The organism is Lysinibacillus sp. KU-BSD001, from assembly GCF_042920265.1.
GTDB lineage: Bacteria > Bacillota > Bacilli > Bacillales_A > Planococcaceae > Lysinibacillus_B.
This window is the reverse complement of the sequence record NZ_JBDQZI010000007.1, coordinates 185247-199353: the sequence shown is the minus strand read 5'-3', so window position 1 is coordinate 199353 and position 14107 is coordinate 185247. Positions and strand designations below refer to the sequence as shown.

The window sequence follows — 14107 nt, the reverse complement described above, 5'->3', positions numbered from 1 at the left end:
CCTCTCAGGTCGGCTACGCATCGTCGCCTTGGTGAGCCGTTACCTCACCAACTAGCTAATGCGCCGCGGGCCCATCCTGTAGCGATAGCAGAACCATCTTTCAACTTTCTAACATGAGTTAGAAAGTATTATTCGGTATTAGCCCCGGTTTCCCGGAGTTATCCCAAACTACAGGGCAGGTTGCCCACGTGTTACTCACCCGTCCGCCGCTAACTTTCAGCTGATGCAAGCATCAAATGAAAGTCCGCTCGACTTGCATGTATTAGGCACGCCGCCAGCGTTCGTCCTGAGCCAGGATCAAACTCTCCATAAAAGAATTTGAGTAAGCTCAAATTTGCTGGCATCATGTTTGATGTCCAAAATTTCGTTTCTTATTCAGAAACGTTTATTGTTAACGTTTTGCTTGTTCAGTTTTCAAAGTTCATTTCGTTGCAGTCACCGTAGCGACATTTACTATATTACAACCTCTTTTAAAATTCGTCAATAGTTTTTATAAAATAATTTTCTTTTTATTTTACTATATAAAAGCTCACTAATTTCAAGGAGTAATAGCTTGTTACTTAATTAAAACACATCTCTCATTATATTTGCATCTATTCAAAAAAACCAGCATTTAAATAAAGATATTTATCTCTTTTTATTCAATAAAAATAATAGATTTAGTTCTATATTAAATTCTCTATTACTCAATCTAAAAGAGTTTCTACTATAAGAATATCAAGTTAAAAACAATTTTAACCTCTACCTCTTTAGAAACAGAAAAAACGCGGGCGATTTTCTCCCGCGCTTTTCCCTTAAAATAACCCAACCGCATTCCCTTCTGCATCTACATCCATTCGTAGTGCTGCTGGTTGCTTTGGCAACCCTGGCATCGTCATAATATCCCCTGTTAAACACACTAAGAAGCCCGCACCTAACTTTGGAATAATTTCACGAATCGTAACTGTAAAGTTTTCAGGGCGACCAAGTAATGTTGCTTGATCTGATAACGAATATTGTGTTTTCGCCATACATACTGGCAGTACATCCCAACCAAATTTCTCAATCTGTGCGATTTGCTTTTTCGCAGTGTCTGTAAATTGTACACCGCTTCCACCATAGACCGTTTGCACAATTTTCGTTACTTTCTCTTCAATGGACTCTTGTAGCTCGTATAAATGATGGAAGTCGTTTGGCTCAGCTAATACGTCTAATACTTCTTTGGCAAGCTCAATGCCGCCTTTTCCGCCCTCTTCCCATACATTTGTACGGGCGATACGAATGCCTTCATTTTTCGCCCATGTTAATACAGTGTCAAGTTCTGCTTCTGTATCTGTAATGAAGCGGTTTAATGCAACAACTGGCTCTACACCAAAGGCACGTACAGTTTCTACATGTTTCGCTAAGTTCGACATACCTTGTTTCAAGGCTGCTACATTTTCCGTAGCTAATACATCTTTTGCTACCCCACCATGCATTTTTAACGCACGAATAGTCGCTACAATGACTACTGCAGCCGGTTTAAAGCCACCTTGACGCGCTTTAATATTCAAGAATTTTTCAGCGCCTAAATCCGCACCAAACCCAGCCTCTGTGATGACAATATCCGCTAATTTACGTGCCGTTTGTGTCGCTACAATCGAGTTACAGCCATGTGCTATATTCGCAAATGGTCCCCCGTGAATGAGTGCTGGTGTGCCTTCAATCGTTTGGACTAAATTTGGCTTGAATGCATCCTTTAGTAATAACGTTAATGCACCTTCTACACCTAATTGACGTACAAATACAGGCTCACGGTCATACGTATAACCAATGACAATATTCGATAAGCGGATTTTTAAATCTTCTAAGCTTGTCGCTAAACAAAATACCGCCATAATTTCAGACGCTACCGTGATATCAAAGCCATCCTCACGTGGTACACCTTGTACCGCGCCACCTAATCCAACAACGACTTTACGTAATGCACGGTCATTTAAATCCACAACGCGTTTCCACAAAATTCGACGTGGGTCGATGTTTAAAGCGTTCCCTTGATGGATATGATTGTCGATAAGAGCAGATAACGCGTTGTTTGCTGTCGAAATAGCATGGAAATCGCCGGTAAAATGTAAGTTAATATCTTCCATCGGTAATACTTGTGCATATCCACCACCTGTAGCACCACCTTTAACTCCCATCACAGGACCAAGTGACGGCTCACGAAGTGCTACAATAACATTTTCATTCAGCTGACTTAATGCATCAGCTAACCCTACTGTAACAGTTGATTTCCCTTCTCCTGCTGGCGTTGGGTTGATTGCTGTAACAAGAACGACCTTATCTGTTGCTTTGCCAGGGATTTTAGTTGGATCTACTTTCGCTTTGTAGCGACCATATTGCTCTAATGCATCTTCTGGAATATTTACCTTTTCAGCAATTTTCGTAATCACTTGCATTGTTGCATGATTAGCGATTTCTAAATCTGTTAGTGGCTTTGTGATTGTCATGTTGCCCCCTACTTTCAAGTGTAATCAAACTTTATTATATACAATATCCGACGATTACAAGCGCCCTAAATGATTAAAATATAGCCAATTTGTTGACAGTTTTTAAATGTTCCTGTATATTTTAAAGGTAATTGTCTTAATTTTGCGATAACAACAATTATATCTGTAAGTATGGGAGGAGAACGCTCATGCACCAAGGTAAAGTAAAGTGGTTTAATAACGAAAAAGGCTACGGGTTTATTGAATGTAATAATGGTGAAGACGTTTTCGTACACTTCACTGGTATTCGTGGAGAAGGATTCCGTACACTAGAGGAAGGACAACCTGTTTCCTTTGATATAATTGAAGGAAATCGTGGACCACAAGCTTCAAATGTATTTAAAGAGTAATGTTACACCGGCTTATACCGGTGTTTTTTTGTAATAACATTTACGTTTGCAACCTCTCCCCTTACCACAAGCACTTCTATTTAGTACGCCCCCTTCAATAAATAATCGATGCCGTTATTTCCCTCTAACCATTCCATTAAAACTTCCATAAACTTTTCTGTAGCAGGCGAAATATTATATGTTGTCGATAACCCTATGATACGAAACGTTTCTTGTTTAAATGGGATCGCTCGAACATTACTTGGTAGTCCTGTTAAAACAAGCTTTGGTAAAATGGATACACCGAGATGATGTTCAACCATTGAAATAATACCTGATTCATCGAATAGTTCAAAACGAATATTCGGTTTAATAGTATGCTTTTCAAACATGGCAATGACATCATTCGTTCCTTTATAAGAAGGCATAATAAAATGTTCATTTTCTATTTCCTTTAAATCAATTAGCTTTTGCTCATATAAGGGGCTGTTTGATGACACAATACACATAAGCGGGTCTTTAATGAGTGGTATATATCGAAACTGTTTAAAACTCGCTCGATTTAAAAAGCCACAATCAATCTCTCCGCTCACAAGCCACTGTTCGATTTCATAATAATCGCCTTCGCGTAACTCAATTTTTATACCTGGATACCTTTGTTCCATCACTCTAATAATGCTAGGCATCCATTTTGTCGAAATACTAGAGATTAACCCAATTCGTACCGTCCCCTTTGTCACTCCTGTAATATGCGCAGCTTGTTGTTGAAGCAGTTCTTCTGCTTGTAACACTTTCCGCATCGCTAACAGCATTGTTTGCCCATCAGTTGTTAGTTTTACTCCTGTACGACTACGGTGAATGAGGGGAAAGCCAAATTCTTTTTCTAAACTTGATATCGCATGGCTAATGGCTGACTGCGTTAATCCTAATTGCTGCGCCGCTTTTGTAAAACTTTGTACTTCTGCAACCGTTTGCAAAATTTCGTATTTAATCAAACTCATTATGTATGTACCCCTATTTTTTAATCATCCATGAATTTCTTTCATGTTAACCATTATAAACATTCGTTTTACTAATCACAATGCTCCTTATATAGTTGTGTTATAACAGTTTTTTATGGTGGTGAAAGGATGAGTTTACAAAACAAAGCAAATTTATTGATGGTAATCGTTACGATGTTTTGGGGGTTGAGCTATACATTTATGACGATGGGGCTTGAAACACTCGATACATATAACATCGTCGCTCTAAGATGTTCAATCGCCTTCGTTGTGGCTGGGCTCATCTTTTACAAAAAAATGAGGAACATCAATATACAAACATTAGGATTTGCCGGTATCCAAGGCTTCTTACTATTTACTGTTTTCGCATTAAGTTTATTCGGATTACAAACAACCACTGCATCTAACGCTGGTTTTATTTTAAGCTTAACGGTTGTATTAGTACCAATTTTTTCTAGTTTCTTAGATCGTAAATTGCCATCAAGGGCCGTTACGATTGCTATTATCATTACGATGTTCGGTATATCCGTACTCACACTAAAAGATTCCCTATCATTTAAGCAAGGGGATGTTTTAATTGCAATCGCAGCAGTTGCTTATGCAGTTTACCTCATTCTTAATAGTCAATTTACAAAATCGGTTGATTCTATTTCATACGGCACTTATCAATTAGGATTTGCAGGATTATTCGGTTTGATTCTCACATTCCTCTATGAATCCCCTACACTGCCTTCCACGTCAACGAGCTGGATTGCTATTTTAGGATTAGGCGTTATTTGTACAGCATTTTGTTTTATCGCACAATCTGTTGCACAACAGTACACATCGCCTACGCATACAGGACTCATTTTTTCATTGGAGCCGATTTTCGCAGCTGTTTTTGCAATGATATTTATCGGTGAAGTATTAACACCCCAACTCTTCATTGGCGGTGCTCTTATTTTATGTGGGACTTTAATAGCTCAATTTGAACAAATGTATTTAACACGTTATATGAATAAACGCTCAACAACACATAAAGAAACAGCTTAAGGATAGCACTTAGGCTGTTTTTATTTTAGAAATTAGAACAAACGCTCTCTATTTCTTCCTCATGAAAAATAAACATATCTATCGATACTGTCATATATTCGCTAGAAAAAACATAGATTAGTTAATAGCAAGCAAATGTCACAATGTTTGAAATATACTTTCATTTTTCTTAACAACAAACTGACGTTATTATTAAGTAGTTATAATTTCTCTCATATTTTTATTAAATAAACAAAGGAAGTGTTTTACATGGTAGGACGTAATGATTTGTGCCCATGCGGTAGCAATAAAAAATATAAAAAATGTTGTGAAGGTAAGCAGCAAGTAGATGTAAAAAGCTTAGTTAATGAGGAAATTGAAAGTACTTTACAAACTTTTTATGCTGTATATCCAGAGAGAAAAGACATTCGCGAATACATTGAATTAGTGAAGAAATGGTCACCTGCGATGAACGGAAAATTACAACGTGAATTAATCGAAGCGGTTGTACTAGATGAATTTTTCTTCCACCAACGCCCAGACATTTGGACAAATTATTTAAAGCGACAAACAAAACGCACATTGCGCCCGCAAACAGCCTCATTGTTAGAACAATGGCAATCGCCTGAGATTTTCATCGGTATCGTAGAAACTGTAGAAGAACGTTATTTTAAAGCGGCTCATGCATTAACTGGCAAAACCTATATGATTCGTCGCGAAAACAATAAGCCAATTCCTGAAGGCATGTATGTGTTTGCATTCTTATTACCAGATGGTTCAGAACAAGTAGATCATGTATTAGCTGTATCGACAATGATCTTCTTCCCTGCTGAGCATACAAAAGTATTTGAGAACTTCGCAAAGACGTTTGCAAATCAAGAGCAAGATGCACTTACATTCTTAAAAGACAACCATTTGGCATTATGGACAAGCTTAGTTGCTGGTGGCTATGCAGGTGAAGAGTTTACAACGTTTGAGCAAGATGTATTAGAGCAAACGAAAAACTTCTTAGCAGAGCATAACCGTAATAGTGAAGCATTAATCGTTGCATTAGAAGACTACTTAATCGAACAACAACCAAAAGCACGTAAAGCAGCTGCTATTGCGGCTGGTGCTATTCGTTTCGGTCAAGACCGCGGTCTATTCGAAGGAAAAGCATTTACAGTGAAAGAAATCTCTGAGAGCTTCGGTGTATCTGCTTCGTCATTAAATAAATACTATCAAGATTTACTAGAGTATACGGCTGTCTCAGCTTAGTGTAAATGAAGGAAATATGAAAGGACTAACTTTGTGAAGTTAGTCCTTTATTTATGCCATATCATCTTTTACTTTCATTAGTTCTTTCCCTAAAAACTGCAATTGCTCCCCTACTGTACATTGTGTAATACAGAAAAGATGCGCTCCTGTTTTCCCCCGCGTTTTTCGAAGGTCGCGGATGACAAGACAATCTGTACAATATGTGTCTGTTAATGCATCAATTTCTTCCATCACCGATACTTTATTCATCAGCGCCCTCCTGTAAGTTTTTTTGTTTTAATTAATTATTCTACCATATTTGAGGAATACTATTCAATAGTACATTGCCTAACCGATGAAGTCCATCAGTATAAAATGGACACTAGACATTTTGAGGTCATTTCTTTTTTGCTATAATATACAAAAAGAAGAATTGGAGAAAGTGGATGTTAGAAATTTACATTGATGCAGCAAGTGCTGGCAATCTCGGGAAAAGTGGCATTGGCATATACATTAAAGGGGAAGGTCATCAAATTAAAATAAGCGAATATATTGGCGTGACAAATAATCATATCGCGGAATTTACTGCACTTGTACGTGCGCTTGAAGAAGCGGTGAAGCTTGGTTCAAATCTGATTTCCATGCGTTCCGATTCTAAAATTGTCGTGAGCTCCGTCGAAAAAGCTTATGTAAAAAACGAGGAATTTAAACCGTATTTAGCTCGCGCCTTACAGTTAATCGAGGAAATTGATTTATTTTTTATTAAATGGATTCCAGATAATCAAAATAAAGCCGCGGATGCATTAGCTCGGCAAGCGATTCAAAACCAGAAATAATCCAGTTATCCTACATAAACAAAACGAGCGCTATCTCGCACTCGTTTTGTTTGAAAAACCTATATAGAAAACCATATTTATTACTAATAATAACCCACAAAACATATAAACCATTTGATAGCTAAATGTGACAGCAAGTAATCCCAGTACATATGAACCTACTGCGATTCCGCTATCGAATAATGTAAAATACGTTGCTGTGGCGTAACCACTACGATTTTGTAACGCCGATTGAACAGCCTGAGATTGCATGCTTGTCGTTAATGTGCCGTAGCCAATCCCAATACAAATTGCAGCCACGATAAACTGCCAAGCACTTGTCATAAAAGCTAATAAAAATAGCCCTACTGAGAAAATAATAAACGATGGAATCATAACGAATCGAGGTCCCTTTTGATCGTATAGTTTACCTGTAAAAGGACGCGTAATGAGCATCGCCGCTGCGAATACCGCATAAAAATAGCTCGCCACCGTTAGCATATCTTGTTGTTCTGCATAAATCGAAATAAACGATAGGACACTCGAATAAGATAACGCAAGCAAAGCAGCTAAAAATGCGATAGGCAATGCTTTTCGCTCAAATAAATCATCAAATGTAAAATGAAGTCGGCGGTCCTCTACTGCTGGTACAACTAAATCATTTGTCTGTATCGTTAACGCAATTAAACAGCCTACTAATCCGATGACTGATAACACGATAAATAACAGTTTAAACGATACTGCCTGCACAACTAATAACCCAATAAACGGCCCAATGACAACGGCTAAATTGGTGGACATTGTATAATAACCAAGCCCTGCTCCTTTTCGTTCTTTCGGCACAATATCTGCCGCAAGCGCCCCCGCAGCGGTTGTCGCAATACTAAACCAAACCCCTTGAAAAAAACGTAATACTAGTAAAATAGCAAAGGGCTGAACAAACAGATAGAGAATTGTACAAGCTAAATACAATAAAACGCTTAATACAAGCATTTTTTTCTTGCCGTACAAATCAAGTAACTTTCCGCTAAATGGTCGGACAATAATAGCAGAAATTAAAAAAGCCGTTACAAGTAAGCCAGCATCATCATCTGTTCGTCCTAAATCCCCCGTTACATAAAGCGGTAATGTCGCGATCAGTGCGTAAAATATTAAAAAGATAGACAGATTCGTTAAAAACAGCGCGATAAAACGCTTCGTAAATATTTGATTTTTTACTTCCAAAACAATCAACCTTTCATCTTCTGTAGCAATTCCATCAGTTGTATTGTATCTTCATCAGTTAAATGGACGGTCATCTTCCTTTCAAATTCAAGCACCGATTGTTCGACTGCTGGCATTAACGCCAGCGCTTGCTCTGTTAAATGAACAATTTTTTCACGACGATCCGTTCCCTCTTCTCGTCTGACAAGCCCTAATGTTTCGAGTCTTGTAACAGTTCGTGTAACAGTTGGCGCTTCTACATTTAAATACTTCCAAATAGCCGTTAAAGTCATGGGGCCCCGCTCTTTTAACACAAATAAAATCGTCCATTGCGAGCTATATAAACCATGCTCTTTCAATACATCATTTAAATGATTGACTAAATAACGATATTGTTGAAAAAACGTATGAAATAGTGGATTCATTCTCATCCCTCCATATTTATTTACCTAAGTAAATAATAGCATTACTCATTCTACGCTTCTTTTTTATGTGTGTAAATAAAAATGCTAGTAAACAGACATTTTGTTTACTAGCTAAGCATTTAATGTTGATTCCTATATTCCATAATATTCAGTAATGCACCAACCGCCCCGGAAAATCCAGAATCTTCTAAGAAGATAGGTGTATGCTTTTTTAAAGTTGTATAGTATGAAAGCACTTTTTTGAGATTTTCGTTGTCGGTTAACGTGGAACCGATAAACACGATATGCTCGACCTTTCGCTCTTCAGCCACTTGAATACTTAATGTTGTCAACACTTCCCCAACAAGCCCTTGTACAGTCGCTAATACATCTTCTTTCGGATGATTGACTACTTCTGTAATCCCTATTTTGCCGAAATTACTAGCCGTTAAATTCTCGTCAATTGGTGTATCCATTCCTTGATAAATATCTTTTACTAATAAATCAATAAACCCACGATTTCCATGCGCTGCAAGCGATTTAATTTCCTCAAAATCTGTAATGCCTGTTAATAACCCAGCTAACCCTACAAGTGTACCTCCACCTATTCCTGTTCCACTAACACGAGCATGAGAGTTCCCGTCCATATAGTGAATGGATGTACCAGTACCTATATTTGTAATGACACTACGTTCAATGTGATGTCCCTCTTTTTCAAGCAAGTAACGGACTCCTTTTAGTGTCGCTTCAAATTCTACAATATAATGAATGGATTTAGTTGTTTGTAAAATATCACGTAATTGTTCAATACGTCCTCCGGTCACCCCAATTGTTTCAATTTGCGGGTGTCGGTCTAGCCACTGTTTCACAAGTTCCATCTCATTTGAGGGGAAAACTTCAAGTAGTAATGCTCCATCTTCATTCATATATGCAAGCTTTGTGAGTGTACCCCCAGTATCAATACCTACTATTTTTACCATTCACCTTGCTCCTTTTCTAATGATACCGTTTCCAATCACCATAGTATGGCATAATTGTACTACAGTTCAATAGTTTCTTTTGGAAATAAATCTCGTTTTGTAAATTCTTCAATAAGAAGATGCTCATATTTTTTTAACAAATGACAGATTTTCGCTTCGAATACATGTACAGGCTCATCTTGCATAGAAAAAAGAGCAACCGCTTCCTCATCACGTAAAATTTGTTGCAATGTCATCATCTCTGTTTTAGGCATACTACAGCCATGTAAGCGAAAAACTTTGGATAAAGGACGCAATCCTGCACGTGTTAAAATCACTTTACTATCAACTGTTTGTACAAGCTGCGTTAACATGTTCTTTGCGATTTCGCTCGGATGGATTGTCGTCAATTGCACCATTTCCGTTTCACCTTCATTATTTGTTCGCTGTTCTTCATGAACTGAAAATTCTAGTTGTTCATAGATTGTCGAAACCTTTTCCATGACAATCCCATTCCGTTGTACCTGCAAATCAATCGAACATAAAACTAAATCATAATGTGTTTCCGTAGGCTTTAAACTCGATAAAATAACACGTAAATGATCAGTTTTTTGCTGTTCAATTAACCATTCACCGTTCGTTGCTTCAAAAATTTTGCGTAAACTATCCGCATCTGCAAGTGCACGGTGCTGTACCTCCGCCTCTAGCCCTAATTGCTTCATTAATCCCGCTAAACTAGGTTGTTCCTTTATATGATGAGCAATCATATACTTTTGTTGAAAATCGATCATCGGAAAGATGAAGTCACTTTTCATATAATTACGCGCAAGTTCCTCTTCAAATACTTTTCGATCGAACTCACCAAACGTCAAAAAGATGCAATCCCCTTTACACCAACGTTTAAATGTATACATCGCTTCCTTAAAGGACGGTGCCTCTAACAGTTGTTCCGTTGTAATTCCCGTCAATTTTTGAATATGGGCATTTAATTTTTTAAATTTATACGGCTGAATAAGCTGTGTAAATGTGTCCATTGTACCGTCTGGATTCCATTTAACAGCCCCTAGCTCAATCATGTATTGTCGACCACGTATTAATGCCGCCTCAATATCAATACAAATATATGTATTTTTTCGCATCACTTCGTCCACCTTCAACTTTCCGAGATTAGAAAGACACTTCTTGATTGAAATACTGTTCTTTTCGTGCGGATATCCAAGAAAACACGGTGGCTATCCCCCGAAAAAAACACCCAATCTCCCTATTAATATTGTAGCGCAAATCAATAGAATTGGACATTAAGATATGTTGTTTTTCCTTATTTTTAGTGGTATCTAGAAAATATTCGTCATTTTATTAGAGAGATTGTTGTACTTTGTATTTTATCTTTTACGCAATTTGGGGTACGATAGAAAGGGTAAGCATGAAAGACTGGAGGAACACTCAATGAACGAAAAAGCACTGCAAAAAGATGCAATGCGTGTACTCAAAGAAACGAGCCGTACATTTTACATCCCAATTACATTTTTAGAGAAAGAATTGAAATTTGCCGTAGGTGCCGCTTATCTTTGTATGCGTGCACTAGACGAAATTGAAGATCATGAAGATGTAGACAATGATATCAAGCATGATATTTTAATGAATGTACAACACCTATTTAAAGAACCATTCAATGAAACACAATACTTTGAATTTTTAGGTGCTGAAAAGGAAAAAATGCCAGAAGTAACGCTTCGTCTGAAAGATTGGATTGAGTTTTGCCCTGCTGGCGCTCGCCCAATTATTTTCGCTGCCTGTGAAGAGATGGCGATGGGTATGGGTAAATGGGCCAAACGCAACTGGCATGTTGAAACACGCGAAGACTTAGATGAGTATACATATTATGTTGCTGGCTTAGTTGGTCGCATGCTTTCAGAGTTATGGGAATGGAAAACGGGCTTAATTACGGATCCCGAATTAGCTATTGGCTATGGTCGCGGGTTACAAGCGGTAAACATTTTACGTAACCAAGAGGAAGATATGGATGACCGTGGTGTTAGCTTTGTCCCAACAGGCTGGACGCGTGATGATTTATTTGCTTATGCAGATGAGCAGTTAAGCTATGGTGACGAATATATGAAGAGCGTCACTAGTAAACGAACGATTTACTTATTCGCTAAAATCCCACATGCTTTAGCACATAAAACATTAAAAGCGATGAAAGATGGTCGTGAAAAAATGACACGTGCCGAAGTAGAACAAACAGTAGAAGAAATACAAGCTGAAAAAATTGGCGAATAACGAGTAAGGGAAATGGATGATCCATTTCCCTTTTTTCTTGCACTAAAGACTACATAACTACTAAAATCCCCATACTACTAACAAGACAAATCGTTACGTACATCAGTGAAATGATATATTTCTTCTTTTCCCGTTGAAGTAGTCGTTCAAGTAATGCTCGAACGGCATATAGCATGGCGAAAAATAAAAATAGTAATATATATAATTGTTTTCCAGAAACACCACTTGTCGAAATAAACATTAAAAATGCTACACCTATGAGTATTTCAAAAACCATATGCCCTTTATTTAAAAATTGGTCAGAAAATTTTTTGTTTGTTTCGATATTAAATTTCTTACGTAACACTAAATCTAAAATGCCAGCCGCAATAAATGCGCCAATTACGAATGATGCTAACACACTGTTACTCCTATTTCTCTGTTTTCAAGTATATTTGACGAAGCGCTTCAGGTACCATATTCCCCCCTGTTGACCATACAAGATGTACAGCATTATGCATTTTATTTGCTAAGTCATGTGCTTCTATATACTCTTTTCCTTCATAGACTAATTGAATCGGACCGAATACCCCCGCATGCGCAGAGGGCTCCATAAAGATATTTTCTTGTTCATACATCGCTTTTAAACTTCTAAATAGAAAACTATCATCCACTGTATAACATCCACTTATAACGGTATCCATTATGGAACCAACAAATTTAGATGCACGCCCTACGGCTAAACCGTCCGCCTCTGTTTCATTCGTTAACCCAATATCTTGTACTGAAATGCCGTCATGAAGCCCTGTCATCATTCCGAGCATCATACATGGGGATTGCATCGGTTCACCGAAGAAAATGTGCACCTGCTCTCCGAAAACTTGCTGGAGCCCATACGCAACGCCACCTGGTCCCCCACCGACACCACACGGTAAATAAACAAATAACGGATGATCTGCATCTACGTTTACTTTCAGTTCCTTTAACTGCTCTTTTAATCGCAGTGCGGCAACAGCATATCCTACAAATAAATCCTTTGAATTTTCATCATCCACAAAGTGACACATTGGATCGTTTGTCGCCTCTGTCCGTCCTCTTTCCACAGCCACACTATAATCTTGTTCATATTCCACAACGACGACACCTAGTGAACGGAGTAGCTCTTTCTTCCACTTCTTAGCCTCAGCAGACATATGAACTGTTACATGAAAGCCTAGTTTTGCACTAATAATGCCAATACTTAACCCTAAATTGCCTGTCGAACCAACTGCAATTTTGTATTGGCTGAAAAATTTTCTCATATGCGGCTCGTTCAAAACCGCATAATTATCCGTTACTTTTAAATAACCATGCTCTATCGCTAACGTTTCCGCATACTTTAGTACTTCATAAATGCCACCTCGCGCTTTAATGGACCCTGAAATCGGTAAGGCGTGATCACATTTTAGCATCAATCGGCCAGGAATTTTAATTGCACGACGCCCCTCAATTAACCTTTTCATCGCTGCAATTTCCTTAATATCCGATTCAATAATACCGTTCGAAATTTTCGTTTCAGGAAATGCTACTTTTAAATATGAAGAAAAGCGTTCTAACCTCGCTTTAGCTTCTTCTACTTCTTCCATTGATACAACCGAAATAGCATGCTCTACTTTACGTTTTTTATTAATCCAAAGCACATATTTTCCATCTACTAATTGCTGAACCATCGGAAAATCCGAACATAATTTTACTATATCAACTGAATTGTTCATTATTTGTCCCTCTCTTTTCGTGCTTGAATAGCGTGTTCACAAATTTGTCGAAATTTCATTTCGAACGAAATATTATTTTTTTCCGTTCGCTTTTTTGGCCCTTTTAATTTGCCACCAGCACGTCTAAATTTAGCACTTTCATATCGAAATGTAAGTAATTGGTCTATGTTATCAGATGTCATTTCTTTTCCATTAGCATCCATGACATATGCACCTTTTGCAATACACATCGCCGCAAGCCCATAATCACCCGTAATGACGATATCTCCCTTTGAAAGCGTATTCACTAGCTTAAAATCAACTGAATCAGGTCCTTTGGGTACAATAATTGTTATTACATTCTGTCTTTCAATGCGATGTGAAGTATCGCAAAATAAGATAGGTTTAATCTCATATTGAGATGAGATAAATAGCGCCAAATCAACAACTGGACAGGCATCTGCATCAATTAACAACTGAATAATAAGCCATCTCTCCTTCTTTTAAATGCCAAAATTATATTATTCTAATATAATTTTAATTCCATTTTTTTCAATGTGACATGAACCTCTCAATGGCATGTGAACTAAAAATAATATTGAATTGTTAGAAAAATCATAATACGATACTGCTATCAAATTTTTTTGGGG

The 14107-nt window shown here is 37.7% G+C and carries 15 protein-coding genes and 1 rRNA gene; 5 read left to right on the top strand and 11 right to left on the bottom strand.

The genetic code is table 11. The features are described 5' to 3' along the window. Window positions 1–313, bottom strand: a 16S ribosomal RNA gene (locus AAGS61_RS12480); the annotation flags it as partial. A 481-nt stretch (window positions 314–794) separates the two neighbouring features. Then, on the bottom strand, window positions 795–2468 hold the full coding sequence (locus AAGS61_RS12475) for a formate--tetrahydrofolate ligase (protein ID WP_391372193.1): 1674 nt from the start codon (window positions 2466–2468) through the stop codon (window positions 795–797). A 188-nt stretch (window positions 2469–2656) separates the two neighbouring features. Between AAGS61_RS12475 and AAGS61_RS12470 the strand changes: the two genes are divergently transcribed. After that, the gene (locus tag AAGS61_RS12470; protein ID WP_391372190.1) at window positions 2657–2857 is read left to right on the top strand and encodes a cold-shock protein; all 201 of its coding nucleotides are present in this window, start codon (window positions 2657–2659) and stop codon (window positions 2855–2857) included. An 80-nt stretch (window positions 2858–2937) separates the two neighbouring features. On the opposite strand, the gene AAGS61_RS12465 is transcribed toward AAGS61_RS12470, so the two are convergent. After that, window positions 2938–3837, bottom strand: coding sequence for a LysR family transcriptional regulator (locus AAGS61_RS12465; protein ID WP_391372187.1), 900 nt, complete (start codon window positions 3835–3837; stop codon window positions 2938–2940). A gap of 129 nt (window positions 3838–3966) precedes the next feature. Between AAGS61_RS12465 and AAGS61_RS12460 the strand changes: the two genes are divergently transcribed. Beyond that, entirely contained in the window at window positions 3967–4869 is a 903-nt protein-coding gene (locus AAGS61_RS12460) for a DMT family transporter (RefSeq protein ID WP_391372184.1), read from the top strand. A 249-nt stretch (window positions 4870–5118) separates the two neighbouring features. Beyond that, the gene (locus tag AAGS61_RS12455) at window positions 5119–6105 is read left to right on the top strand and encodes a YecA family protein (RefSeq protein WP_391372181.1); all 987 of its coding nucleotides are present in this window, start codon (window positions 5119–5121) and stop codon (window positions 6103–6105) included. Window positions 6106–6156: 51 nt separating this feature from the next. Here the strand turns inward: AAGS61_RS12455 and AAGS61_RS12450 are convergent, their stop codons facing one another. Next, complete coding sequence (locus tag AAGS61_RS12450; RefSeq protein WP_391372178.1) at window positions 6157–6354, bottom strand: zinc-finger domain-containing protein; 198 nt, start codon at window positions 6352–6354, stop codon at window positions 6157–6159. A gap of 176 nt (window positions 6355–6530) precedes the next feature. Between AAGS61_RS12450 and AAGS61_RS12445 the strand changes: the two genes are divergently transcribed. Next, window positions 6531–6920: a ribonuclease HI family protein gene (locus tag AAGS61_RS12445; RefSeq protein WP_391372175.1), complete on the top strand. Its 390-nt coding sequence runs from the start codon at window positions 6531–6533 to the stop codon at window positions 6918–6920. 30 nt (window positions 6921–6950) lie between these two features. On the opposite strand, the gene AAGS61_RS12440 is transcribed toward AAGS61_RS12445, so the two are convergent. The 4 genes from AAGS61_RS12440 to AAGS61_RS12425 all read right to left on the bottom strand — a co-directional run bounded on the left by AAGS61_RS12440 (window position 6951) and on the right by AAGS61_RS12425 (window position 10604). Further along, the gene (locus AAGS61_RS12440) at window positions 6951–8123 is read right to left on the bottom strand and encodes an MFS transporter (RefSeq protein WP_391372172.1); all 1173 of its coding nucleotides are present in this window, start codon (window positions 8121–8123) and stop codon (window positions 6951–6953) included. 5 nt (window positions 8124–8128) lie between these two features. Next, complete coding sequence (locus tag AAGS61_RS12435) at window positions 8129–8527, bottom strand: MarR family winged helix-turn-helix transcriptional regulator (protein ID WP_391372169.1); 399 nt, start codon at window positions 8525–8527, stop codon at window positions 8129–8131. Between the two features lie 119 nt (window positions 8528–8646). After that, window positions 8647–9486 (bottom strand): type II pantothenate kinase, encoded by an 840-nt coding sequence (gene coaW / locus AAGS61_RS12430; RefSeq protein WP_391372166.1) that lies wholly within the window; start codon window positions 9484–9486, stop codon window positions 8647–8649. 59 nt (window positions 9487–9545) lie between these two features. After that, the gene (locus AAGS61_RS12425) at window positions 9546–10604 is read right to left on the bottom strand and encodes an exonuclease domain-containing protein (RefSeq protein ID WP_391372162.1); all 1059 of its coding nucleotides are present in this window, start codon (window positions 10602–10604) and stop codon (window positions 9546–9548) included. A gap of 307 nt (window positions 10605–10911) precedes the next feature. On the opposite strand from AAGS61_RS12425, the gene AAGS61_RS12420 reads away from it, so the two are divergent. After that, entirely contained in the window at window positions 10912–11745 is an 834-nt protein-coding gene (locus AAGS61_RS12420; RefSeq protein WP_391372159.1) for a squalene/phytoene synthase family protein, read from the top strand. Window positions 11746–11794: 49 nt separating this feature from the next. Here the strand turns inward: AAGS61_RS12420 and AAGS61_RS12415 are convergent, their stop codons facing one another. The 3 genes from AAGS61_RS12415 to AAGS61_RS12405 are packed head-to-tail and all read right to left on the bottom strand — an operon-like array spanning window position 11795 to window position 13939. Continuing rightward, complete coding sequence (locus AAGS61_RS12415) at window positions 11795–12145, bottom strand: DUF4181 domain-containing protein (protein WP_391372156.1); 351 nt, start codon at window positions 12143–12145, stop codon at window positions 11795–11797. 10 nt (window positions 12146–12155) lie between these two features. Beyond that, the gene (locus AAGS61_RS12410; protein WP_391372153.1) at window positions 12156–13478 is read right to left on the bottom strand and encodes a D-serine ammonia-lyase; all 1323 of its coding nucleotides are present in this window, start codon (window positions 13476–13478) and stop codon (window positions 12156–12158) included. After that, window positions 13478–13939, bottom strand: a complete 462-nt coding sequence (locus AAGS61_RS12405) for a YaiI/YqxD family protein (protein WP_391372215.1) — start codon at window positions 13937–13939, stop codon at window positions 13478–13480. Before AAGS61_RS12405 ends, AAGS61_RS12410 begins: the two co-directional genes overlap by 1 nt. Window positions 13940–14107: the final 168 nt, after the last annotated feature.

Bases quoted from the DNA above. Each gene is read 5' to 3' on its own strand.
- AAGS61_RS12475 (WP_391372193.1), bottom strand. From the start codon at position 2,468: ATGACAATCACAAAGCCACTAACAGATTTAGAAATCGCTAATCATGCA.
- AAGS61_RS12470 (WP_391372190.1), top strand. From the start codon at position 2,657: ATGCACCAAGGTAAAGTAAAGTGGTTTAATAACGAAAAAGGCTACGGG.
- AAGS61_RS12465 (WP_391372187.1), bottom strand. From the start codon at position 3,837: ATGAGTTTGATTAAATACGAAATTTTGCAAACGGTTGCAGAAGTACAA.
- AAGS61_RS12460 (WP_391372184.1), top strand. From the start codon at position 3,967: ATGAGTTTACAAAACAAAGCAAATTTATTGATGGTAATCGTTACGATG.
- AAGS61_RS12455 (WP_391372181.1), top strand. From the start codon at position 5,119: ATGGTAGGACGTAATGATTTGTGCCCATGCGGTAGCAATAAAAAATAT.
- AAGS61_RS12450 (WP_391372178.1), bottom strand. From the start codon at position 6,354: ATGAATAAAGTATCGGTGATGGAAGAAATTGATGCATTAACAGACACA.
- AAGS61_RS12445 (WP_391372175.1), top strand. From the start codon at position 6,531: ATGTTAGAAATTTACATTGATGCAGCAAGTGCTGGCAATCTCGGGAAA.
- AAGS61_RS12435 (WP_391372169.1), bottom strand. From the start codon at position 8,527: ATGAATCCACTATTTCATACGTTTTTTCAACAATATCGTTATTTAGTC.
- coaW (WP_391372166.1), bottom strand. From the start codon at position 9,486: ATGGTAAAAATAGTAGGTATTGATACTGGGGGTACACTCACAAAGCTT.
- AAGS61_RS12425 (WP_391372162.1), bottom strand. From the start codon at position 10,604: ATGCGAAAAAATACATATATTTGTATTGATATTGAGGCGGCATTAATA.
- AAGS61_RS12420 (WP_391372159.1), top strand. From the start codon at position 10,912: ATGAACGAAAAAGCACTGCAAAAAGATGCAATGCGTGTACTCAAAGAA.
- AAGS61_RS12410 (WP_391372153.1), bottom strand. From the start codon at position 13,478: ATGAACAATTCAGTTGATATAGTAAAATTATGTTCGGATTTTCCGATG.